This window comes from Rhizobium leguminosarum (assembly GCF_010668065.1).
Taxonomy (GTDB): domain Bacteria; phylum Pseudomonadota; class Alphaproteobacteria; order Rhizobiales; family Rhizobiaceae; genus Rhizobium; species Rhizobium leguminosarum_S.
This window is the reverse complement of the sequence record NZ_WUEN01000005.1, coordinates 1-23,316: the sequence shown is the minus strand read 5'-3', so window position 1 is coordinate 23,316 and position 23,316 is coordinate 1. Positions and strand designations below refer to the sequence as shown.

General features: G+C 61.2%; 24 protein-coding genes. 10 read left to right on the top strand and 14 right to left on the bottom strand.

Features of this window, described 5'->3' with window-relative positions; genetic code table 11:
• The first annotated feature begins 95 nt into the window (after positions 1–95).
• From GR198_RS15475 to GR198_RS15465, 3 genes are all read left to right on the top strand, one after another.
• Positions 96–1,706 carry a phosphoenolpyruvate carboxykinase gene (locus tag GR198_RS15475; protein WP_029874589.1) on the top strand — a complete coding sequence of 537 codons (1,611 nt, stop codon included), beginning with the start codon at positions 96–98 and terminating at the stop codon, positions 1,704–1,706.
• Positions 1,707–1,814: 108 nt separating this feature from the next.
• On the top strand, positions 1,815–2,255 hold the full coding sequence (arfB, locus tag GR198_RS15470; protein WP_017962656.1) for an alternative ribosome rescue aminoacyl-tRNA hydrolase ArfB: 441 nt from the start codon (positions 1,815–1,817) through the stop codon (positions 2,253–2,255).
• Between the two features lies 1 nt (position 2,256).
• A complete protein-coding gene (locus GR198_RS15465) occupies positions 2,257–2,868 on the top strand; it encodes an alpha-ketoglutarate-dependent dioxygenase AlkB family protein (RefSeq protein ID WP_017989885.1) in 612 nt (203 codons plus the stop codon).
• A 115-nt stretch (positions 2,869–2,983) separates the two neighbouring features.
• On the opposite strand, the gene coaA is transcribed toward GR198_RS15465, so the two are convergent.
• From coaA to hisB, 9 genes are all read right to left on the bottom strand, one after another.
• Positions 2,984–3,979 (bottom strand): type I pantothenate kinase, encoded by a 996-nt coding sequence (gene coaA / locus GR198_RS15460; RefSeq protein ID WP_029874588.1) that lies wholly within the window; start codon positions 3,977–3,979, stop codon positions 2,984–2,986.
• Entirely contained in the window at positions 3,976–4,299 is a 324-nt protein-coding gene (locus GR198_RS15455; protein WP_029874587.1) for a phosphoribosyl-ATP diphosphatase, read from the bottom strand. Before GR198_RS15455 ends, coaA begins: the two co-directional genes overlap by 4 nt.
• A gap of 17 nt (positions 4,300–4,316) precedes the next feature.
• Entirely contained in the window at positions 4,317–5,105 is a 789-nt protein-coding gene (gene hisF / locus GR198_RS15450) for an imidazole glycerol phosphate synthase subunit HisF (protein WP_011649867.1), read from the bottom strand.
• A complete protein-coding gene (gene hisA / locus GR198_RS15445; RefSeq protein WP_029874586.1) occupies positions 5,106–5,852 on the bottom strand; it encodes a 1-(5-phosphoribosyl)-5-[(5-phosphoribosylamino)methylideneamino]imidazole-4-carboxamide isomerase in 747 nt (248 codons plus the stop codon).
• Between the two features lie 6 nt (positions 5,853–5,858).
• Positions 5,859–6,416, bottom strand: coding sequence for a hypothetical protein (locus tag GR198_RS15440; protein WP_027667947.1), 558 nt, complete (start codon positions 6,414–6,416; stop codon positions 5,859–5,861).
• Positions 6,413–6,595 (bottom strand): hypothetical protein, encoded by a 183-nt coding sequence (locus GR198_RS15435; RefSeq protein ID WP_003544173.1) that lies wholly within the window; start codon positions 6,593–6,595, stop codon positions 6,413–6,415. Before GR198_RS15435 ends, GR198_RS15440 begins: the two co-directional genes overlap by 4 nt.
• 253 nt (positions 6,596–6,848) lie before the next feature.
• Complete coding sequence (gene hisH / locus GR198_RS15430) at positions 6,849–7,499, bottom strand: imidazole glycerol phosphate synthase subunit HisH (protein WP_029874585.1); 651 nt, start codon at positions 7,497–7,499, stop codon at positions 6,849–6,851.
• Between the two features lie 2 nt (positions 7,500–7,501).
• Positions 7,502–7,987: a DUF2628 domain-containing protein gene (locus GR198_RS15425; RefSeq protein WP_029874584.1), complete on the bottom strand. Its 486-nt coding sequence runs from the start codon at positions 7,985–7,987 to the stop codon at positions 7,502–7,504.
• A gap of 22 nt (positions 7,988–8,009) precedes the next feature.
• Positions 8,010–8,618: an imidazoleglycerol-phosphate dehydratase HisB gene (gene hisB / locus GR198_RS15420; RefSeq protein WP_003544176.1), complete on the bottom strand. Its 609-nt coding sequence runs from the start codon at positions 8,616–8,618 to the stop codon at positions 8,010–8,012.
• 156 nt (positions 8,619–8,774) lie between these two features.
• Here hisB and hslV point away from each other — a divergent pair, with 156 nt between their 5' ends.
• From hslV to GR198_RS15390, 6 genes are all read left to right on the top strand, one after another.
• The gene (gene hslV / locus GR198_RS15415) at positions 8,775–9,302 is read left to right on the top strand and encodes an ATP-dependent protease subunit HslV (protein ID WP_017962666.1); all 528 of its coding nucleotides are present in this window, start codon (positions 8,775–8,777) and stop codon (positions 9,300–9,302) included.
• Positions 9,289–9,801: a GNAT family N-acetyltransferase gene (locus GR198_RS15410; RefSeq protein WP_029874583.1), complete on the top strand. Its 513-nt coding sequence runs from the start codon at positions 9,289–9,291 to the stop codon at positions 9,799–9,801. Before hslV ends, GR198_RS15410 begins: the two co-directional genes overlap by 14 nt.
• The gene (hslU, locus tag GR198_RS15405) at positions 9,798–11,105 is read left to right on the top strand and encodes an ATP-dependent protease ATPase subunit HslU (protein ID WP_011649875.1); all 1,308 of its coding nucleotides are present in this window, start codon (positions 9,798–9,800) and stop codon (positions 11,103–11,105) included. Before GR198_RS15410 ends, hslU begins: the two co-directional genes overlap by 4 nt.
• 291 nt (positions 11,106–11,396) lie before the next feature.
• A complete protein-coding gene (locus GR198_RS15400) occupies positions 11,397–12,344 on the top strand; it encodes a DUF1402 family protein (RefSeq protein ID WP_027667943.1) in 948 nt (315 codons plus the stop codon).
• Positions 12,345–12,392: 48 nt separating this feature from the next.
• Positions 12,393–13,805, top strand: coding sequence for a cytochrome P450 (locus GR198_RS15395; protein WP_029874581.1), 1,413 nt, complete (start codon positions 12,393–12,395; stop codon positions 13,803–13,805).
• Positions 13,806–13,891: 86 nt separating this feature from the next.
• Complete coding sequence (locus GR198_RS15390; RefSeq protein ID WP_164069210.1) at positions 13,892–16,063, top strand: malate synthase G; 2,172 nt, start codon at positions 13,892–13,894, stop codon at positions 16,061–16,063.
• Positions 16,064–16,132: 69 nt separating this feature from the next.
• Here the strand turns inward: GR198_RS15390 and GR198_RS15385 are convergent, their stop codons facing one another.
• Positions 16,133–16,816, bottom strand: a complete 684-nt coding sequence (locus GR198_RS15385; RefSeq protein ID WP_029874579.1) for a L,D-transpeptidase — start codon at positions 16,814–16,816, stop codon at positions 16,133–16,135.
• Between the two features lie 179 nt (positions 16,817–16,995).
• On the opposite strand from GR198_RS15385, the gene GR198_RS15380 reads away from it, so the two are divergent.
• Complete coding sequence (locus tag GR198_RS15380; protein WP_012759589.1) at positions 16,996–17,490, top strand: MmcB family DNA repair protein; 495 nt, start codon at positions 16,996–16,998, stop codon at positions 17,488–17,490.
• Between the two features lie 18 nt (positions 17,491–17,508).
• Here GR198_RS15380 and GR198_RS15375 read toward each other — a convergent pair whose 3' ends face one another.
• From GR198_RS15375 to GR198_RS15360, 4 genes are all read right to left on the bottom strand, one after another.
• Positions 17,509–18,087, bottom strand: coding sequence for an ActR/PrrA/RegA family redox response regulator transcription factor (locus GR198_RS15375; RefSeq protein ID WP_025396545.1), 579 nt, complete (start codon positions 18,085–18,087; stop codon positions 17,509–17,511).
• A 68-nt stretch (positions 18,088–18,155) separates the two neighbouring features.
• Positions 18,156–19,484, bottom strand: coding sequence for an ActS/PrrB/RegB family redox-sensitive histidine kinase (locus tag GR198_RS15370; RefSeq protein ID WP_029874578.1), 1,329 nt, complete (start codon positions 19,482–19,484; stop codon positions 18,156–18,158).
• A 22-nt stretch (positions 19,485–19,506) separates the two neighbouring features.
• A complete protein-coding gene (gene hrpB / locus GR198_RS15365) occupies positions 19,507–21,972 on the bottom strand; it encodes an ATP-dependent helicase HrpB (protein WP_164069209.1) in 2,466 nt (821 codons plus the stop codon).
• A complete protein-coding gene (locus GR198_RS15360; RefSeq protein WP_164025981.1) occupies positions 21,969–22,916 on the bottom strand; it encodes an ornithine cyclodeaminase family protein in 948 nt (315 codons plus the stop codon). Before GR198_RS15360 ends, hrpB begins: the two co-directional genes overlap by 4 nt.
• Between the last annotated feature and the right edge of the window lie 400 nt (positions 22,917–23,316).

Genomic DNA, 23,316 nt, shown 5'->3' with positions numbered 1-23,316 from the left:
ATTTTCTCAAGTTTTCCATCTTGTGTTTTAAAATTTCTACCCGTATTTTCGCGATTAGTTTTAACGGCAACGAGCCTGAGTGAAGGGAACTAGCCATGGAAATGTTCGGAGTTCATAACCCGGCAATAGAGCTGGCAACGGTTGGATTGGGCGGCGCAGCCAGCGTTCGCTACAACTTTTCCGCCGCCGCGCTCTATGAAGAAGCGATCCGCCGGGGCGAAGCCGAACTGACCGCTCAAGGCGCACTGCGGGCTATTACCGGCCAGCACACCGGCCGTTCGCCGCGCGACAAGTTCGTCGTTCGCGATATCAATACCGATGGCGAAATCTGGTGGGACAACAATAAGCCGATCTCGCCGGAGCATTTCGCCGTGCTGCGCGACGATATGCTGGCGCATGCCGCGGGCAAGGAGCTTTTCGTCCAGGATCTCGTCGGTGGCGCCGAGGAAGGTCATGCTCTGCCGACCCGCGTCGTGACCGAATTCGCCTGGCATTCGCTGTTCATCCGCAATCTGCTGATCCGCCCTGACACTGCAGCGCTGTCCGGCTTCGTGCCGAAGCTGACGATCATCGATCTGCCGAGCTTCAAGGCCGATCCGGCCCGCCACGGCTGCCGTTCGGAAACGGTGATCGCCTGCGATCTCACCAACGGTCTCGTCCTCATCGGCGGCACCTCCTATGCCGGCGAAATGAAGAAATCGGTCTTCACCGTGCTCAACTACCTGCTGCCGGCCAAGGGCGTGATGCCGATGCACTGCTCGGCCAATGTCGGCCCGGACGGTGACGCGGCGGTCTTCTTCGGCCTTTCCGGCACCGGCAAGACGACGCTTTCGGCCGATCCGGCCCGGACGCTGATCGGCGATGACGAACACGGCTGGAGCGAAAACGGCATCTTCAACTTCGAAGGCGGCTGCTACGCCAAGACCATCCGCCTCTCGGCCGAAGCCGAGCCGGAAATCTATGCGACGACGCAGCGCTTCGGCACCGTGCTGGAAAACGTCGTGCTGAACGAAAGCCGCGAGCCGGATTTCGACGACGGGTCGCTGACAGAGAACACCCGTTGCGCCTATCCGATGGACTTCATCCCGAATGCTTCGGAAACGGGCCGTGCCGGGCATCCGAAGACGATCATCATGCTGACCGCCGATGCCTTTGGCGTCATGCCGCCGATCGCCCGATTGACGCCTGATCAGGCGATGTATCACTTCCTCTCCGGCTACACCGCCAAGGTGGCCGGCACCGAAAAGGGTGTCGTCGAGCCGGAAGCGACCTTCTCCACCTGCTTCGGCGCTCCTTTCATGCCGCGGCATCCGGCCGAATATGGCAATCTGCTCAAGGAGTTGATCGGCCGTCATGGCGTCCAATGCTGGCTTGTCAATACCGGCTGGACCGGCGGCGCTTATGGCACCGGCAAGCGCATGCCGATCAAGGCGACGCGTGCGCTTCTCGCTGCCGCACTCAGCGGCGAACTTGGACAGGTCGAATTCCGTGCCGACACGAACTTCGGCTTCGCCGTGCCGGTCTCCGTCGACGGTGTCGATGGCAGCATTCTCGATCCGCGCTCGACCTGGGCCGACAAGGCAGCCTATGACGCGCAGGCCGAAAAGCTGGTCTCGATGTTCATCGCGAACTTCGCCAAGTTCGAAAATCATGTCGACGGCGGCGTCCGCGATGCCGCCCCCGGCGTGAAGGTCGCTGCCGAATAGGCAGATCAAACCTCTGACTCACGTGAAACCCGGCATCGCGAGATCGCCGGGTTTTCCATGTCACAGCCGATATTTTCAATTCGCCGCCGATGTGAGATAGAACGCCGCATGGCCAGCGACGCGCTTTATATCGATGACAGGATCACCATCGCCGGATGGGAGCTGACGGAACAGTTCGTTCTGGCGGGCGGTCCCGGCGGGCAGAATGTCAACAAGGTCTCGACCGCGGTCCAGCTGTTCTTCAACATCGCGAATTCGCCGTCCCTCAATGATCGTGTCAAAACCAACGCGATCAAGCTCGCCGGCCGGCGTTTGTCGAAGGATGGCGTGCTGATGATCGAGGCGAGCCGGTTTCGCAGCCAGGACCGCAACCGCGAGGATGCGCGCGACCGGTTGAAGGAACTGATCCTCGAGGCTGCCAAGCCGCCGCCGCCGCCGCGCAAGAAGACAAGGCCGACCAAGGGTTCGGTCGAACGCCGCCTGAAGGAAAAATCCGGTCGCTCGGAAGTCAAGAAGATGCGCGGCCGCCCCGGCGGCAGCGGTGAGTGACATGCCGGAGCTCTTGAGCGGCATCCGCCATCTCCCCGGTTACCTCGACCGAGCGCGTCAGGAAGCATTGGTCGAGGTGATCCGTACCGTCGTCGCCGAAGCGCCGCTTTATGTGCCCGCCATGCCCGGCACCGGTAAGCCGATGTCCGTGCGCATGACCAATTGCGGGCCGCTCGGCTGGGTGACGGACAAAGAGCGCGGCTATCGCTACCAGCCGACACACCCGGCAACCGGCAGACCCTGGCCCGATATGCCGCAGCAATTGCTCGATATCTGGAATGACGTTTCGGGTTACGACAAGCCGCCGGAAGCCTGCCTCGTCAATTTCTACTCCGACGAAGCGCGCATGGGCTTGCATCAGGACAAGGACGAACAGGATCTCAAAGCTCCGGTCGTCTCGATCTCGCTCGGCAACAGCTGCCTCTTTCGCGTCGGCGGCCTCAGCCGCAATGATCGCACGCTATCTTTCAAGCTTTCGAGCGGTGATCTGGTGGTGCTGGGCGACGAGGGGAGGCTGTGTTTCCATGGCGTCGACCGCATCCATCCGGCGACGTCGACGCTGCTGAAGAATGGCGGCCGCATCAATCTGACGCTTCGCCGCGTCAATCCCTGACTAGAGCAATTCCAGCAAAAGTGCGCAGCGGTTTTGCGTCCGGAATTGCGTAGAAACAAAGCGATAGAGCGTTTCCGTGATTCGGAGAAAAACGGAAAGTCTCTAACGACCGCCGCTATAGTTTTCGCAGCGCGACCTGTTCGATCAGGTGATCCTTGCCCTTTTTCAGGATGAGATCGGCGCGTGGACGCGTCGGCAGAATGTTCTGCCGCAGGTTCTTCAGGTTGATGTTTGCCCAAAGATCCTCGGCGATTTCGAGCGCTTCCGCGTCGCTGATCGAGGCATAGCGATGGAAATAGGAATTCGGATCGCGGAAGGCGGTCTCGCGCAGCCGCATGAAGCGCGTGACATACCAGTTGTGGATCTCGTCTTCGGCGGCATCGATATAGATCGAGAAGTCGAAGAAGTCGGAGACCATCGGCACGATCTTGCCGCCGGCCGGCAGGTCGCGCGATTGCAGCACATTGATGCCCTCGAAGATCAGGATGTCGGGCCGGTCGACGAGCTTGTATTCGTCCGGCAGCACGTCGTAGACGAGGTGCGAATAGCTGGGCGCCTTCACATCCGGCCGCCCGGCCTTGATCGCCGAGAGGAAGCGCAGGATCGCACCCGTGTCGTAGCTTTCCGGAAAGCCCTTGCGCTGCATCAGCTTTTCCCGCTGCAGCACGGCGTTCGGATGAAGGAAGCCGTCGGTGGTGACGAGATCGACCTTCGGGCTGGAAGGCCAGCGCCCCAGGAGCTCCTTGAGGATACGGGCGGTGGTCGATTTTCCCACGGCGACCGAGCCGGCGATGCCGATGACGAAGGGCGTCTTCGTCACATCGGACAGGCTGAGGAAGCGGTTGCGCTGTTCAAACAGCATCTGCGAGGATTCGACATGTGCCGAGAGCAGCCGCGACAGCGACAGATAGATGCGCCGGACCTCGTCGAGATCGATCGGATCGCCCATCGAACGCAGCCGTTTGACCTCGTCGCTCGTCAGCGTCAACGGCGTGTCGGCGCGGAATTTCGCCCATTGTTCGGAAGAGAAGAAGTGGTAGGGCGAATAGGATTCCGACTGGAAGTGATCCAACGTTTCCGGCACCCCGATAATCTCAGTCGCGATACTCATGAACTCTGCCGGCTGGCCTTTTCCTTGAGGCCGGACTGCGCGGTTCTGCGCTCGAGCTCGGCCATGACATTCTCTAACGGTATTTCAGCAATCTTCAATACGACCAATAGGTGATAGAGCACATCGGCAGCCTCATAGGTCAGATTGTCGCGGTCGCCGGTCACCGCCGCCATCACGACCTCGATCGCCTCTTCACCGAGCTTCTTTGCCGCTTTCGGCTGGCCGGCGGCCACGAGCTTGGCTGTCCAGGATTGCTCCGGCGAGGCTTTCGATCGTTCTGCGACGATGCTTTCGAGATCGGAAAGGGAAAATCCGCTCATAGGTCCGCTTTCAAGGTTCAGTCGAGACGCATGTCGATGCCGCACTTCGACATATAGTGCTTCGCTTCGCTGACGGAATAGGTGCCGAAGTGGAAGATCGATGCGGCAAGCACCGCATTGGCATGGCCTTCCTTCACCCCGGCGACGAGATCGTCGAGATCGCCGACGCCGCCGGAGGCGATCACCGGCACGCGCACCGCATCGGCGATCGCCCGCGTCAGCTCCAGATCGTAGCCGACCTTTGTGCCGTCGCGGTCCATCGAGGTGACCAGCAGCTCACCGGCGCCGCGCGCCACCATTTTCTGGGCGAATTCGACCGCATCGATGCCGGTCGCGTTGCGGCCGCCATGCGTATAGATTTCCCAGGCGCTGAGATTGTCGCCACCGACCGCCTGCGTGCGCCGGCGTTTGGCATCGATCGAAACAACGATGCACTGGTCGCCGAACTTGTCGGCTGCCTCGGTGACGAAGTCGGGATTGCTGACGGCTGCCGAATTGATCGAGACCTTGTCGGCACCGCACAGCAACAGCTTGCGGATATCGGCGATGGTGCGCACCCCGCCGCCGACCGTCAGCGGCATGAAGCATTGATCGGCCGTGCGCGACACGACATCGAAGATCGTCTCGCGATTGTCCGAGGAAGCGGTGATGTCGAGGAAGCACAGTTCGTCGGCGCCGGCCGCATCATAGGCCTTCGCGGCTTCGACGGGATCGCCGGCATCGACGAGATTGAGGAAGTTGACGCCTTTGACGACACGGCCGTCCTTGACGTCGAGGCAGGGAATGACACGGGCCTTGAGGGTCATTTATGCGGTCTCCTTGGTCCGGGCCGCCTTGATCAGCGCCAGCGCTTCCTTGGGGTCGATACGGCCGTCATAAAGCGCACGGCCTGAAATCGCCCCTTCTAGCTTTCGCGCATCGGGCTCCAGCATGCGTCTGACATCGTCGAGAGAGGCAAGGCCGCCCGAGGCGATGACGGGAATGGAAACGGCGTCGGCAAGTTCCAGCGTCGAAGTCCAGTTGATGCCGGCCAGGATGCCGTCACGGTCGATATCGGTGTAGATGATCGCGGCGACGCCGGCGCCCTCGAATTTCCTGGCGAGCTCGATGATACCGAGTTCGGAGGCTTCCGCCCAACCCTCGACGGCCACCTTGCCGCCCTTGGCATCGATGCCGACGGCGACACGATCAGGAAATTTCCGGCAGGCCTCGATGACCAACGCCGGATTTCTGACCGCGACGGTGCCGAGAATGACGCGCCGCAGTCCGCGCGACAGCCAGGCCTCGATATGATCGAGGGTGCGAATGCCGCCGCCGAGTTGCACGGGATTGTCCGTTGCCTTCAAGATCGCTTCGACGGCATCGCCATTGGCCGAATGTCCCGCAAAAGCGCCGTCGAGATCGACCACATGCAGCCATTCGAAACCCTGATCTTCGAAGGATCTCGCCTGGGCGGCCGGATCGGTGTTGTAGACCGTCGCCTGCTGCATGTCGCCGAGCTTCAGGCGGACGCATTGGCCGCCTTTCAGGTCGATCGCGGGAAAAAGGATCATGTCGTCTTACGTCCGTAGAGTGGTCGGTACCATCAGCGCATTCCACGCATCTACGATATCCGATTGGAAAAAGACAGCGGCAATGGCCGCCGCGCCGAAAAGCAGAAGGAGGAGCAGGGTGACGGCAAAGCCGGCCCGGACCTGACGCCAGAAGCCCAGGCGCCTCTTGATCGATTTCTCGATGTTTCGTACCTGGCGCAACGCATCGCTGTTGACGGCGGTCAGCCGGATCTGCGGCTCCATCGCCTCGACATAGGTTTCGGCATAACTCGAAAGGATCTGCGAGGCGCGGTCGCGCAGCGTGTTGCGCAGGTCGGTCGAGAGATAATTGCTGTTGACGGCGGCAAGCTCGGCCTCATCGGGCGAACGGCCGGCATTTCGCTTGCGATGGCTGAGAACGAAATCGCGCTTTTGCCGCTCGTAGAGTGCGTAGGCGAGCAGGCCGATCAGATCGTCCTCACCTTCGATATAGAATTCCAGCACGGCCTCGGCGATATCGCCGGCGCTGACCCCGTTTTGCCGCCGGCTCGAACCGTCGTTTGCGGGGAAAGATTCATGGATCATCGGTCCAGCCTTTCTTTCAGCGCCTTGGCTGCGTTGGAAAGCGCCTTCCTGTGGATGGCTTCGTCGACACGGCGGATGACTGTGCCGCCGGGAAGCTTGATATCAGAAAAGGGGGGCAAGCCCTCCCTGGAGGGCCGCAACGTGTAGAACACCTTGCCTGATTTCCGTGAAGCCGGCATCGAGCGCACTCCTGTTCCGCCGTTTCCATACTAGAACAGGATGATTTTAGGCCGGTTCGGCCTAAAATCTGAATCCTGTTCTACATTATACAGTCAGAGCATGATGTCGTCCGAAAACCGCTCACACTGTTCGGCATCATGCTCTAGGGAAATAAGGCGCCTGTATTAAAAGCCAGCCCTTGGAGAAATTCCAGCAAAACCGTGTAGCGTTTTGCTTCGGGATTGGGTGAACAATGCTTGACGGGTTCGGGCGCTACGGGTTCCAGCGCAGAAAATTGGCGATCAGGGCCAGGCCGAGCTTCTGGCTCTTTTCCGGGTGAAACTGCGCTCCGACCATGTTGTCGCGCCCGACGAAAGCGGTCATCGGACCGCCATAGTCGGCCGTCGCAATAACATCCTCGGCGTTTTCGGCGGCAAGATGGTAGGAATGCACGAAATAGGCGTGCAATCCCTGCGACCCCGTCGGAATTCCTTCGAAGAGCGGATGTTCGCGCTTCAGGTCGAGCGTGTTCCAGCCGATCTGCGGGATCTTGAGTGCCGGATCATCCGGCGTCATCTCGACGACGTTACCGGGAATCCAGCCGAAACCGTGCGTCACGGTCTTCTCGAGGCCGCGCGAGGACATGAGCTGCATGCCGACGCAGATGCCGAGGAACGGCCGCGCCTTCTTCTCGACAGCCTCGATCAGCACCTCGGCCATATCAGGCACGGCATCGAGGCCGCGCCGGCAATCGGCATAGGCGCCGACACCGGGAAGCACGATACGATCGGCTGCGGCAACATCCTCCGCCCTGTCGGTGAGATCGATATGGGCATCGATGCCAGCTTCGTGGGCGGCACGCTCGAAAGCCTTGGTCGCCGAGCGCAGGTTACCGGAGCCATAGTCGATAATCGCGACGCGCATCGTCAGCGTCCTCCATCAAAACCAAAGAGACCAAGCGATGTTGCATCGCCGTGCGGGACATTCGGACGGGCCTTGTTCTGCCAGTCCGGTGCCGCGGCGTCGTCACTGGTTGCGATAGCCGCCCTGTCCGAAAAATAGACCTGCTCAGCAGTGCCGATCGTATCGGCCGCAATGAGTGCGTCTTCGTTCCAGCCCTTCGCAGCAAGGTTGCGGACACGGAAATTCTGGCCCTCGAGACCGACCAGCATATTCACGCCCAATAGGATTGCCGCTCCCGCCGGCCCGAGGCCGGGTTCGTCCATCAGCGCACCACCGATCCCCTGTAGCAGAAAGGCCGCGGCCGCATGCAGCCAAAGCCGATGCGCCAGCAGCCAAATCCATGGAAACAGGAAGCCGAGCAGCGTGAAGCCGTCACGGATGGTTCGCGTCTCATCGGCCGTGGCGCTCGTGCCGCCGGGCGGTGTCAGGAAGATATAGCTGGATGTCATTGCCGCTGCTCCCTTGAAGGGCTCAGACGAGCGTGCCCTTGGTCGAGGGAACACGGCCTGCCTGTCTCGGATCGATCTCTGTTGCCGTGCGCAATGCACGGGCAACGGCCTTGAAGCATGTCTCGGCAATATGGTGGTTGTTGGCGCCATAATGGTTGAGAATATGCAAGGTGATGCCGGCATTCTGGGCGAGTGCATGGAAGAATTCGCGAACGAGCTCAGTGTCGAAAGTGCCGATCTTCGGCGCGCTGAAGGCGACATTCCAGACGAGGAACGGCCGGCCGGAAAGATCGACCGCAGCCTTGGTCATCGTCTCGTCCATGGCGAGATCGATCGAAGCGTAGCGGGTGATCCCGCGCCGGTCGCCGAGCGCCTTGGAGATCGCCTGGCCGATGGCGATGCCGGTATCTTCGACCGTATGATGGTCGTCGATATGCAGGTCGCCCTTGGCATCGATCTCCATGTCGATGAGGGAATGTCGCGAAAGCTGGTCGAGCATATGGTCGAAGAAGCCGACGCCCGTCGAGATCGTCGATTTGCCGGTGCCGTCGAGATTGACGGAAACGGAAATCGAGGTTTCGTTGGTCTTGCGGGAAACGCTGCCCGTGCGGCTTGCTGCGGTCTCGGCCATATGGCCCTCCATCGGGAATAAGGCCGTTCCTTATCAGGCGCATCTGGAAATATCCAGAAGCCGGGCAAGAGAAAAGCCGGCCCATTTGCAATCGGCGCCAGTCCACTTACATAGGGCTCAACAGGGCCGGCATGCGGCCCGGCAGACAGGTGTTTTATGACAACAATCATTACAGTTCGAAAAGGCGGCAAGGTGGTGATGGCGGGCGACGGCCAGGTGAGCCTCGGCCAGACCGTTATGAAGGGCAATGCCCGCAAGGTGCGCCGTATCGGCAAGGGCGAAGTCGTCGCCGGTTTCGCCGGCGCCACCGCCGATGCCTTCACCCTGCTAGAAAGGCTTGAAAAGAAGCTGGAGCAATATCCCGGTCAGCTGATGCGCGCTGCCGTCGAGCTCGCCAAGGACTGGCGCACCGACAAGTACCTGCGCAATCTCGAAGCCATGATGCTCGTCGCCGACAAGTCGATCACGCTGGCGATCACCGGCAATGGCGACGTTCTGGAACCGGAGCACGGCACGACGGCGATCGGTTCCGGCGGCAATTTTGCCCTCGCCGCCGCCCTCGCACTCATGGATACCGACAAATCGGCCGAGGAGATCGCTCGCCGTGCTCTCGATATCGCCGCCGACATCTGCGTCTACACGAACCACAATGTCGTGGTGGAATCGCTGGATGCCGAAGGCTGAACCCTATGCCTTCCGGCCGCTTGCCGCGGTTGACCTGCCGCTCCTCGCCATATGGTTGGAAAGCCGGCATGTCAGGCGCTGGTGGAGCGATCCGGCCAAGGCTCTGGCTTCGATGGAAAAGCATATCGATGCGGCCTCCGTCTCGTGCTTCATCGTCACGCTGAATGGAAAGGACTTTGCTTTTATCCAGGCGGCCGATCTCGACGGCGTGGACGATGAAGCGCTCGCCGGTCAGCCGAAGGGCACCTACGGCATCGATCAGTTCATCGGCATCGAGGAACTCGCGGGCAAGGGTCATGGACCGGCCTTTATGATAGGGTTCTGCGATATGCTCTTCGCAAAGGGCGCGCAGCGGATCCTGGTCGATCTGCATCCTGACAATGCATTCGCAATCAGAGCCTATACCAAGGCGGGCTTTCAAGGACTTGGCGAAACAACGACTAATTACGGCCGGGCGCTGTTGATGGCCCTGGACCGCCAGGAGAATGATACGCAATGACCACTTTTTCCCCCCGCGAGATCGTTTCCGAGCTCGATCGCTATATCATCGGCCAGCATGACGCCAAGCGCGCCGTTGCGATTGCGCTGCGCAATCGCTGGCGCCGCCAGCAGCTCGATCCGAGCCTGCGCGACGAAGTCATGCCGAAGAATATCCTGATGATCGGCCCGACCGGTGTCGGCAAGACGGAAATCTCCCGCCGTCTGGCAAAGCTCGCCGGCGCACCTTTCATCAAGGTGGAAGCCACAAAGTTCACCGAAGTCGGCTATGTCGGCCGCGATGTCGAGCAGATCATCCGCGACCTCGTCGAGGTCGGCATCGGCCTGGTGCGCGAGAAGAAGCGGGCCGAAGTGCAGGCCAAGGCGCATGTGAGCGCCGAGGAGCGCGTTCTCGATGCGCTGGTCGGCACGACAGCATCGCCTGCCACGCGCGAAAACTTCCGCAAGAAGCTCCGGGACGGCGAACTTGACGACAAGGAAATCGATATCGAGGTGGCCGATGCCGGTTCTGGCATGGGTGGCTTCGAAATTCCCGGCATGCCGGGTGCCAATATCGGCGTGCTGAACCTGTCGGAAATGTTCGGTAAGGCGATGGGCGGCCGCACCAAGAAGGTCCGCACCACAGTCAAGGCCTCGTATAGTGACCTGATCCGCGACGAATCCGACAAGTTGATCGACAACGAAGTGATCCAGCGTGAAGCCGTTCGCTCCACCGAGAATGACGGTATCGTCTTTCTTGACGAAATCGACAAGATTGCAGCCCGCGACGGCGGCATGGGCGCCGGCGTTTCGCGCGAAGGCGTGCAGCGCGACCTCTTGCCGCTCGTCGAAGGCACGACGGTTTCGACCAAATACGGGCCTGTGAAGACCGACCATATCCTGTTCATCGCCTCCGGCGCCTTCCATGTCTCCAAGCCTTCGGATCTTCTGCCGGAACTTCAGGGCCGCCTGCCGATCCGTGTCGAATTGCGTCCGCTGAACAAGGATGATTTCCGCCGGATCCTGACAGAGACGGAAGCAAGCCTCATCCGCCAGTACCGCGCTCTGATGGAGACGGAAAGCCTGAGCCTCGAATTCACCGACGACGCGATCGACGCGCTTGCCGATGTCGCCGTGCATCTGAACTCCTCCGTCGAGAACATCGGCGCACGCCGTCTGCAGACGGTGATGGAGCGGGTGCTGGACGACATTTCCTACAACGCGCCGGATCGGGGCGGGACGGCCGTGACGATCGATGCCGCCTATGTGCGCGAACATGTCGGCGATCTCGCACAGAATACCGATCTCTCGCGCTTCATTCTGTGATATCGGCGCACCGCTTCATGTCTTTCCCGGCATGAATGACGGATTGTGGCGAACGCGACTCTCGACAACGGGCCTTTTACTTTCTACTGCATAATTCCCTAAATCGGAATCGATTTAGGGATAAAATTATGCAGCAATTCAAAGTCCTACAGCGTCCTTTGCGCGTCTGACAAAGACGCGCGGCGCTGTAGTGAAGGCCCGTTTTGTTTTCGCTCGGCTTTATTCGGCCAAGATTCTGGTCCAGGCAGCCGCATCACAAACAGGACGATGGAACGGACGGGATAACGGATCGTGCGACGCCTTTTGACAAGCCTTATGATTGCCGTTGCCCTGGTGAATTCGGCGCCTGCCTTCGCAATGCAGACGGTGCCGGCGGGCAATCGTCATGCCGAGCAGCCCGATATTCCGGGCGCTTCCATCCGGCGGACCAAGGGCACCAAGAGCAGCTTCGATCTGAAATACGAAAAGGTTCATGAGCTTCTGGCGACCGATCGCGAGCTGATGAGCAAGATCCGCAAGATTTCCAGCGCTTACGGCATCAATCCCATCCATGTCGTCGGCGCGATCGTCGGCGAACACACCTATAATGTCGATGCCTACGACCGGCTGCAGGCCTATTATGTCAAGGCTGCCTCCTACGCCGGAGAAAGCTTCCGCTTCTCCTATGATGGCGAAAGCGTCGACGAATTCGTGGCGCGGCCGCAATTTTCCGAATGCAAGGGCAAGAGCGATTCCTACACGCTCTGGTCCTGCCGCGAAGATGTCTGGGAAACCGATTTCCGCGGCAAGACGGTGGGTGGCACGAGCTTTCCCAACAACCGTTTCAGCGCGGTCTTCTTCCAGCCCTTCTATGCCGGCCAGACCTTCGGCCTCGGCCAGGTCAATCCGCTGACCGCGCTGATGCTCTCCGATCTCGTGACCCGCGTGTCCGGCTATCCGAAGCTGAACGAGAAGAGTGCCGGCGCCGTCTACAGGGCCATCATGGATCCCGATATCTCGCTCGCCTTCGTCGCGGCCTCGATCCGCAGGTCGATCGACGATTACAAGGAGATCGCCGGCATGGATATCTCGGGCAATCCCGGCCTGACGGCGACGCTCTATAATGTCGGCAATTCGCGCCAGCGCGCCGCAGCACTTGCTGCGAAGAACCGCGGCGCCGGTGCGACCGTCTGGCCGGAAGAGAATTATTACGGCTGGCTGATCAACGACAAGCTGGACGAACTCAAGGGCCTGCTCTAGCTTCAAGCTTGCCGGGAAGGCCTAGATCTTCCCCGAAAGGCTTTTACGATGGACATGCGTCCGGACCCCTTCGTCCCGCCAGCACCGCTGCCGCGTACCGTGCCGCCGAGCCGGCTGGAAATCATTCGCATCATCCTGCGCAATCCGCTCGAACTCTGGGGCGAGCCATCCTACACGCTGCCCTGGATCCGCACCAATTTCTTCGGCCAGAGGACGCTGATCGTCAATGATCCCGGCCTGATCAAGCACGTGCTGGTCGACAATGCCAATAATTACCGCATGTCGGATGTGCGCCAACTCGTCCTGCGTCCGATCCTCCGCGACGGCCTTCTGACCGCCGAAGGTCCTGTCTGGAAAAGATCGCGCAAGGCGGTGGCGCCTATTTTCACTCCCCGCCATGCCCAAGGCTTTGCCGGGCAGATGCTGCGCCAATCCGAAGATTATGCCCGCAAATATGAGGGCGCAGGCGAGGCAGGCGCAATTTCCGATATCAGCACCGATATGACCGAGCTGACCTTCGCAATTCTGGCTGACACATTATTTTCAGGCGAAATCGTCACATCGAGCGGCCATTTCGCCGACGACGTCAATGAACTCCTGCATCGCATGGGCCGGGTCGATCCGATGGATCTGATGCGCGCTCCGTCCTGGGTTCCACGTGTGACACGCATCGGCGGCCAGAAGGTGCTGGAGAAATTCCGTGCCATCGTGCGCAACACGATGGATATGCGGCTCGCAAAGATGAAAGCGAATCGCAGCACAGCGCCCGAGGATTTCCTGACCCTGCTCCTGGAGCAGGCCGGTCCCGAGGGGCTGACCAAAGAAGAGATCGAAGACAATATTCTGACCTTCATCGGCGCGGGGCATGAAACCACAGCCCGGGCATTGGCCTGGACGCTGTATTGCGTATCGAACAGCCCGCATATCCGCGAGGCGATGGAAGAAGAAATCGACGCAGTGCTCGCCACCGGGGCCGAACCTGTGAAATGGTTGGATATGATGCCGCAGACGCGCGCCGCCTTCGAGGAGGCTTTGCGCCTTTATCCGCCAGCGCCATCGATCAATCGCGCCGCCATATCAGATGATTCCTGGACAAGCACCAAGGGCGAGCGGGTCGAGCTTGAGGCCGGCGTCACGGTGCTGATCATGCCCTGGACGTTGCATCGCCACGAACTTCACTGGGACAGGCCGCGCGCCTATATGCCCGAACGCTTCCTGCCGGAAAATCGCGGCTCTATCGGCCGCTTCCAGTTCCTGCCTTTCGGCGCCGGCCCGCGTGTCTGCATCGGTGCAACATTTGCGCTTCAGGAGGCAGTGATCGCCCTTGCTGTCCTGATGCATCGTTATCGCTTCGATTCCACCGATCAGACCAATCCCTGGCCGGTGCAGAAGCTGACGACGCAGCCGCAGAACGGACTGCCGATGCGCGTGATGCCGCGCATAATTTCCACGAAGGCATAAATCTTTCGAATTATTGCAGAATTGACTGTGAATGAAAGCCGGGCAAAGTGGCAGCATTCAAAAGTCGTTGCCAGGGAGAATGTCGCATGAGCCGCGTTGATAAGAACGGTCTTGCCGTCGAAACCGTCCTTCATGATTTCCTCGTCAAGGAAGTGCTGCCGGGTCTGGCGGTCGATGCGAACGTGTTCTTTGCCGATTTTTCGGCGATCGTCCACGATCTCGCCCCGAAAAATCGTGCGCTGCTGGCAAAACGCGACGAGCTGCAGGTAAAGATCGACGACTGGTACCGCCGGCATGGTGCCCCGGCGGATATGGACGAATACCAGTCCTTCCTCCGTCAAATCGGCTATCTCCTGCCTGAGGGATCGGACTTCCAGGTTTCGACCGAAAATGTCGATCCGGAGATCGCCTCGATCGCCGGTCCGCAGCTCGTCGTTCCCGTCATGAACGCCCGTTACGCCTTGAACGCCGCCAATGCCCGCTGGGGCTCGCTCTATGATGCGCTTTACGGTACGGACGCCATTCCCGAGAGCGATGGCGCCGAGAAGGCTAAGGGCTACAATCCGAAGCGCGGCGAGAAGGTCATCGCCTGGGTGCGCGATTTCCTCGATACATCAGCGCCGCTGCAGGATTGCCGCTGGAAGGACGTCGGAAGCTTCGCCGTCAAGGATGGAGCGCTGGTCGTCAGATCGATAGATGGCGAGCAGGCCATGCTGACGGACGGCAAGCATTTTGCGGGCTATCGCGGCGATGCCGCTGCTCCGACGCATATTCTCCTGAAGAACAACGGCATTCACATTGAAATCGTCATCGATGCGGCGACGACAATCGGGAAAGCCGATCCGGCTCATATTTCCGATGTCTGGCTGGAATCGGCAATCACGACGATCATGGACTGCGAGGATTCGATTGCCGCCGTCGATGCCGAGGACAAGGTCGTCGTCTATCGCAACTGGCTCGGCCTGATGAAGGGCGACCTGCAGGAAGAGGTGGCAAAGGGCGGAACGAGCTTCATCCGCACGCTCAACCCGGATCTGCAATATGCTGGCCCGGATGGTACCGCCTTCGAGGTGCACCGGCGCTCGCTGATGCTGGTGCGCAATGTCGGCCACCTCATGACCAACCCGGCGATCCTCGACCGCGACGGCAACGAAGTGCCCGAGGGAATCATGGATGCTGCGATCACCGGCCTGATCGCGCTTTACGATATCGGCCCCTCCGGCCGGCGGAAGAATTCCCGCACCGGCTCCATGTATGTGGTCAAGCCGAAGATGCATGGGCCGGAAGAGGTAGCCTTCGCCGTCGAAATCTTCTCGCGGGTCGAAGATGCGCTTGGCTTACCGCGCAACACCATCAAGATGGGCATCATGGATGAGGAGCGCCGCACGACCGTCAACCTCAAGGAATGCATCCGTGCCGCCCGCGAGCGCGTCGTCTTCATCAATACCGGCTTCCTTGATCGCACCGGCGACGAGATCCACACCTCGATGGAAGCCGGCCCGATGATTCGCAAGGGCGACATGCGCCAGGCGGCCTGGATTTCCGCCTATGAGAACTGGAACGTCGACATCGGCCTCGAATGCGGCTTGTCCGGCCATGCCCAGATCGGCAAGGGCATGTGGGCGATGCCGGATCTGATGGCGGCAATGCTCGAACAGAAGATTGCCCACCCGAAGGCGGGCGCCAACACCGCCTGGGTGCCATCGCCGACGGCGGCGACCCTGCACGCCACCCATTATCATCGGGTCAATGTCGCCCGTGTTCAGCAGGGGCTGAAGGATCGCGCCCGCGCCAAGCTTTCCGATATCCTCTCCGTGCCGGTCGCGGTGCGGCCGAACTGGACGCCGGAGGAGATCCAGCGCGAGCTCGACAACAATGCCCAGGGCATCCTCGGCTATGTCGTGCGCTGGGTCGATCAGGGCGTCGGCTGCTCGAAGGTGCCCGACATCAACAATGTCGGCCTGATGGAAGATCGCGCGACGCTGCGCATTTCGGCCCAGCACATGGCGAACTGGCTGCATCACAAGGTCGTCACCGATGCTGAGATCGTCGAGACGATGAAGCGCATGGCCGCCGTCGTCGACCGGCAGAATGCGTCGGATCCCGCCTACCGGCCGATGGCCGGCAATTTCGATGATTCGATCGCCTTCCAGGCCGCCCTCGACCTCGTCCTCAAGGGTAGGGAACAGCCGAACGGTTATACCGAGCCGGTGCTTCACCGCCGCCGTCGCGAACTCAAGGCGAAGCAGGCCGCGTGACGGAGAATACGAAAAGGCCGCCGAACGACAGTTCCGGCGGCCTTTTTTATACCGAATTCGATTATTAGCTTACTGAATGACGACGACCTTGGACGTGCCCTTGCCCGGACGGACGCGGCTGTAGAGATCGATGACATCCTGGTTCATCAGACGAATGCAGCCCGAGGAAGCGGCGGTGCCGATGGAGGCCCATTCCGGCGTGCCGTGCAGGCGGAAGAGCGTGTCCTTGCCGTCCTCGTTGAAGAGATACATGGCGCGCGCGCCGAGCGGATTGCTGAGACCCGGACCCATGCCGTCCTCGACGTACTTGGCGAGATCAGGCCGGCGGACGGCCATTTCTTTCGGCGGGTGCCAGTTCGGCCATTCCTGCTTCCAGGCGACGTAGGCGGTGCCGGCCCATGCGAAGCCCTGCTTGCCGACGCCGATGCCGTAACGCATCGCCTTGCCGTTGGCCAGGATGTAATAGAGGAAGCGCTCGCGCGTGTTGACGATGATCGTTCCGGGACGCTCTGTGGTCTGGTAGCTGACGACCTGGCGGCGGAACTGCGGCTTGACCCTGTCGATCGGGATCGCCGGTAGGGAGTATCCGGCATCCTTCGTCAGGCCATAGGCGTCATTGAAGATCTGTGCCGTCTGGACCGTCGGGCCTGCGCCCTTGTCGTCGACGGATGCGCTGTGTGAGGTCGTCGAGCAACCGGCCAGAGCGAATGTCGCCAGCAGGCCAAATACAGGGAATGCATTGCGGATGCGCATGGATGACTCTTGAAGTTTTGGGGCAAGGAGAACGGTCTTTCGACCATCGTTGATTATGGTTTATTTTCGATTAACTTGCGCTTTGCAAGGCTACTGCAGCGCGACAAATTCGTCTGCCGCGCAAATTAGAAGCGCATGGTTTTTTTGCAACAACACGCCAGCCCCTCTGATGGTTATCCATGACGATTTTGAGCGTTTACAATAACAATCCGTTAATCGATGGCCGGCAGTCGGACAGGGCCATGATGGTGCGGCGCGGAACGCAGATATTGCTGCATGAAATGCGCCACGCCGTGCTGCCTGAACTGCCGCTGGCCAGCGGTCGCCGCGCCGATCTGATCACTCTTTCTGAAAAGGGCGAGGTCTGGATCATCGAAATCAAGACCTCGATCGAAGATTTCAGAGTAGATCGCAAATGGCCGGAATACAGGCTGCATTGCGACCGCCTGTTCTTCGCGACTCACCAGGATGTGCCGTTGGAGATCTTTCCCGAGGAATGCGGACTGTTCCTGTCGGATGGTTATGGCGCCCATATGATTCGCGAGGCGCCGGAACACCGCATGGCGCCGGCCACGCGCAAATCCGTCACGCTCAACTTCTCGCGTGCCGCCGCGCAAAGGCTGATGATGGCCGAATGGGCGAACGGAAAACCGTTCACCGTGGATGATGTCTAATGGGCGCGAGGTGCGCGTCTATTTCGGCGCGCGTTTGGCAAGGATACGCTGCAGCGTCCGCCGGTGCATGTTGAGCCGGCGCGCCGTCTCGGAAACATTGCGCTCGCACATTTCATAGACCCGCTGGATATGCTCCCAGCGCACCCGGTCGGCCGACATCGGATTTTCGGGAAGCTCGGCCTTTTCACCCGGCCGCTGCGTCAGCGCCGAAAACACGTCGTCGGCATCCGCAGGCTTTGCGAGGTAGTCGACGGCGCCGAGCTTCACGGCCGTGACCGCCGTTGCGATATTGCCATAGCCGGTCAGCACGATGATCCTGGTGTCGTCGCGCCGCTGGCGGATCGCCTCGATGACGTCGAGCCCATTGCCGTCGCCGAGCCGAAGGTCGACCACCGCATATTTCGGCGGCCGGCCTTTCGATTTCGCAACGCCCTCCGCCACTGATTCGGCCGTCTCCACCTGGAAGCCGCGTGTCTCCATCGCCCGCGCCAGGCGGCGCAGGAACGGCCCGTCGTCGTCGACGATCAGCAGGCTGGCGTCGGGACCGATATGGTCCTCATCCGACGCGGCGAAATTGTCATGATTCTGTTCTGTCATCGTCTCGGTCCCGACGGTTGAACGCCCGATCTGCGTCAACCGCTTATATCCTGTTTATGCCGACAAAGTCATTTTGTCGAATTTGCGTCGATCAGCATGCGCGGCCATTCGATCCGGATACGCGCGCCCGCACTTTCCGGATCGCGGTTCTCGAAAACCAGCGACGCGCCCGAGCGCTCCAGCAGCGTTTTGGCGATGAAAAGCCCGAGCCCGAGGCCGCCTGCCGTATCTTCTTTCTGCCGCTTCGTCACATAGGGCTCGCCGATCCGCGTCAGAATATCGGGCGCATAACCGTTCCCGTCGTCCTCGATGACGATCAGCACTTTGTCGTGATCGTGCTCGACGGTAACGATCACTTTCTCTCGCGCATAATCGACGGCATTTTCGATCAGATTGCCGAGCCCGTACATGATGCCGGCATTGCGGTCGGTGACCGGCTCGCCCTTGCGCGGGCTCTTTTCGATGAGCTCCAATCTGATGCCGAATTCCCGGTGCGGCGCGACGATCTCCTCGATCATAGAGGAAAGCGGCAGCCGGCGCATATGCGCCTCGCCTTCGGAGGAAAGCGTCGTCAGCCGCCGCAGGATGTCGCGGCAGCGTTCGCTCTGGCTGCGCAGCAGCATCACGTCCTCGCGGAAACGATCGTCATTCTTAAGCTCCCGCTCCATTTCCTTGGCGACGACGCTGATCGTCGCAAGCGGCGTGCCGAGCTCATGGGCGGCCGCCGCCGCCAGCCCGTCGAGCTGCGACAGATGCTTTTCCCGCTGCAGCACAAGTTCGGTCGCAGCCAGCGCATCGGCAAGCTGGCTCGCTTCCATCGAGACCCGATAGGCATAGAAAGCGGCGAATGCCATGGTCGAGGCGATCGAGCACCAGACACCGAACTGCATGACGTTGTGCACGTTGATCTCGACGCCGTCGAACCAGGGGAGTGGAAAGGGCGAAAAGGCAAGCACCGTGATGCAGACCATCGCAACGCCGATCAGCGCGGTGCTGTAGCGAATCGGCTGCGAGGCAAAGGAGATGATAACAGGCACGCAGACGAGCGCTGCGAAGGGATTGGCAAGGCCGCCGGTGATGAAGAGCAGCGCGCAGAGCTGCAAAAGGTCGAAGCCAAGCAGCGCAAAGGCGGCAGGCGGTTCCAGCCGATGCGTCGGCGGATAACGGATCGTCAGGTAGAAATTCACCCAGGCAAGGGCGGCGATCAGCGAAGAACTGGCAACCAAAGGTAAGGGAAATTTCAGCCAGAAGGCAACGATGAAAACCGTCAGCGCCTGTCCGCCGACGGCAAGCCAGCGCAGCCGCACCAGTGTCTGCAGGCGCAGCCTGCGGCTGTTATGCCGGTCCTCCAGCGTATAGCCTTCCGTCTTGTCGATCATGCCAGGCTTGTCGATCATGCCGAGGGCTCCTTGAATGGCCTCATGTACCACGCGGTTTTGCCCGTGTCGTTGGCAACGCATCCTCCGGCCGCTCCGGCCACGGATGCCGGGGATAGCGCCCGCGCATATCGGCACGTACATCCCTCCACGAGCCGGCCCAGAAGCCCGGCAGGTCGCGTGTCGTCTGGATCGGCCGGTGCGCCGGCGAGGTGAGTTCGAGCAACAGCGGCAGGCGGCCACCGGCAATGGCCGGATGCTGCTTCAGTCCAAACAGCTCCTGCACGCGGATCGTCAGCACCGGCTCCTCGCCCTCATATTGGATCGGATGCCTTTGGCCGGTCGGCGCTTCGAAATGGGTCGGCGCAAGCCGGCTAAGGTCGCGCTGCAATTCGTGCGGTACCAGCGACATCAGTCCGTTCGAAAGCCCGGCTGCCGAAATCTCCGAAAGGCCGCGGGCCTCCGTCTGGAAGGGTGCGAACCAGTCGTCGAGCCGGGAAAGCAGGGCATCATCGCTGACATCGGGCCAAGGCTCGCCGATCGTCCTGTGGAGGAATCCGATCCGCTCGCGCAACTGCACCGCCTCCTTCGAGAAGGAAAGCTGATCGAGCCCCAGCTCGCGTACCCCCTCCACCAGCGCCTGGGTGACTGCTGCCCCGGAAGGGCGCGGCAAGGGCGTCTCTTCGAAGACGATCGCGCCGAGCCGGGTTGCCCGCCGCGCCCGGATTTGCCGGCTCTGCCGGTCGAAGAATGTCTGGTCGCCGGTTTTGATCTCACCGGGCAACTCGGCTTCGATATCGCCGCGTGTCACCTCGGCTGCCGCCAGAACCCGCGCCTGCGCCGCCCGTCCGGTCAGGTCGGCAATCACCAGCATCTGGCTGCCGGCCAGCCTCTCGGTTTCCGGCAGCTCTGCTCCGCGCCCGTTCGCCATCACGAACCGCCCGCGTCCGCCGCGCTGAAGTGCTATTCGATCCGGGAACGCATGCAGCAGCAGCTGGCCGGCCAGCGCCGGCGCCGCTGAGGCAACCGTGTCGAGGCCGCTCGCCAGCCGTCCCGCCAGCCGCCGCGAGGCCTCGGCTCTCTCGCCCCGCTCGGCCTTGAAGCGTCGCAGCCGCTCCTCGATATCGACACTCGTTCCGCCAAGCCCCTGTTCGGTGAGAAGCACGGCGATCATCGCCGCATTCCGGGCGTGTCCCGCTTCTCCGGCCGAGACGACCATGGCGGCAAGCCGCGGCGGCAAAGCGAGATCGCGCATCACCTTGCCGCGCGCTGTCAGCGCTCCGTCCTTGTCGAGCGCGCCAAGCTGGCCAAGCAGCACCCGCGCTTCCCTCAGCGTCGTTTCCGGCGGCTGATCGACAAAGGCAAGGGATGCCGGATCTTGAACGCCCCAATGCGCGAGGTCGAGCACCAGTCCCGAGAGATCGCTGGAAAGGATCTGCGGCGGGGTGAAGGCCGGCAGTGCCGCCGTCTGTCCCTGGTGCCACAGCCTGACGGCGATGCCCGGTTCCGTTCGTCCGGCACGGCCGGCCCGCTGATCGGCGGAAGCCCGCGACACGCGCACCGTCTCCAGTCGCGTGATCCCGGTCGACGCCTCGAACACCGGCAGGCGCTGCAGCCCGCTGTCGATCACGATCCTGACACCGTCGATGGTGATCGATGTTTCGGCGATCGATGTCGCAAGCACGATCTTGCGCGTCCCCTGGGATGCCGGCCGGATCGCCGCATCCTGTTCCTTCTGGCTGAGATTGCCGTAAAGCGGCGCAATCAGCGTTTCGGCTCCGAATCGTCCCTGCAGGCGTTCGACGGTCCGGGTGATTTCCGCCTGGCCGGGCAGGAAGGCGAGGATCGAGCCGGCCTCATTGGCATGGGCATCGAGTATTGCCCGCGTCACCGCATCCTCGATACGTTCGCCGCCCGGCCGATCCTGGTAACGGATATCGATCGGAAAGCTGCGCCCCAGGCTTTCGATAACAGGTGGATGGTCGAGCAAGCCGGCCACGCGTTCGACATCGAGGGTCGCCGACATGACCAGGATGCGCAGATCCTCGCGCAGCGCCGACTGGACGTCGAGTGCCAGAGCGAGTCCGAAGTCTGCGTCCAGCGAACGCTCGTGGAACTCGTCGAAGATCACCACCGAGACGCCGTTCAGTTCCGGATCGTCGAGGATCATCCGGGCGAAAACCCCTTCGGTCACCACCTCGATCCGTGTCGCTGCCGATATCCTGTTGTCGAGGCGCATGCGGTAGCCGACCGTCTCGCCGACCTGTTCGCCGATGAGCGATGCCATCCGGCTTGCCGCTGCCCGTGCCGCCAGCCGCCGCGGCTCCAACAGGATGATCTTGCCGTCGCCGCGCCAAGCCTGGCCAAGCAAGTAAAGTGGCACCAGCGTCGTCTTGCCGGCGCCGGGCGGGGCGGAAAGAACAGCGCGTTTTTGCTTTTCCAGCGCGGCAGCGACGGCCGGCAGGACATGTGAAACCGGAAGCTCCGGCAAGGATGCACTGATTGTCACTTTTGGCCCGTCACGGTCTCATAGGCAAGGATGGCGCCGGCGAGATCCTCCAACGCCGCACCCACCGACTTGAACAGCGTGATTTCTGCGTCATGGCTTCGTCCGCCATGGGCGCCGCTGACGAGTTCCGCAAGCTCAGCCCTGATGTCGCCTTCCTTCAGCACGCCGCTTTTCAGCGGCTGGACGATGTCGCCTGCCTCGGCGAGGGCGCCGGCGCGGGTGTCGACATAAACGGAGGCACGGCGGATGGCCTCGTCGTCGCTTTCGCGCATGCTCGGCTTGAAAGCGCCGACGAGATCGAGATGGGCGCCTGGCTTCAGCCATTCGCCTGATATCAGCGGCGCGCTGGAAAGCGTGGCGCAGGAAATGATATCGGCTGTCCGCGCTGCGGCTTCAGCATCCGTGACCGCCTCGGCATTCAGGCCGAGCGCCCGGGCTCCGGCTGCAATCTTTTCCGCCGCTTGCCCGTTGCGGCCCCAGACCCGGTACCTCTTGATCGGTCGGGTCGTGCCATGGGCAAGCATCAGGTTGAGCGACAGCCGCCCGGTTCCGCAGACGAGCAGCTCTTCCGCGTCGTGGCGGGCGAGATGACGGGCCGCCAGCGCCGATGCTGCAGCCGTCCGCCGCGCGGTCAATTCGCCGCCGTCGATTGCGGCAAGCATTTCCCCGGTAGCGCCGGAGGAAAGAAGATAGGTTCCGAAGATCGCCGGCAGGCCCCGCCGCACATTGCCTGGAAAGACCGAGACCGTCTTTACCCCGGCATAGCGTCCGGGAACCCAGGCCGGCATCAGGAGCAATGTGGCGCTCTCCTCATCCGGCACCTCCATCTCATGGTGATGACGCACCGGCATCACGCATTCGCTCTGGAACATGCGGGCGATCGCCTCGATCAGTTCCGGCCAGGGCAAGGCCGCGCGCGTCTGTTCTTCATCGAGGACAAGCATTCTTCACTCCGCGGGATCTTTCTTCATCGCCAAACTAGCGAGTGAAGCGTGGCATAGGCAAGCACCCTGGAATTCCGCGTCAGGCGCCCCATATAAGGCTCATCTCCCTCGCCGAAGCCTTTCCTTCGGGATTCGGCAAAAACGAATCTCAAAAACCGTCCGATCGGGTGGTGGATTTGCTCGTTTTTGGAGGCAGGCAGTAAAAGCCCTTCATTTTCAACCTGTTACAAAAATGTCAAAAAACTTTGGTTGGGTGTGTTGACTGTTTTGGTTGGTTAGTTCTATAAGCCCACTCACTGAACGAGGGCGGCGGCGCTGCTGGCGACGAAGTCTTTCGTTCTAGTGAAACTCAAGCGGATTGGCGATTGCTGGTTTGTGTTCTGGGCGCGAGTTTGGAACG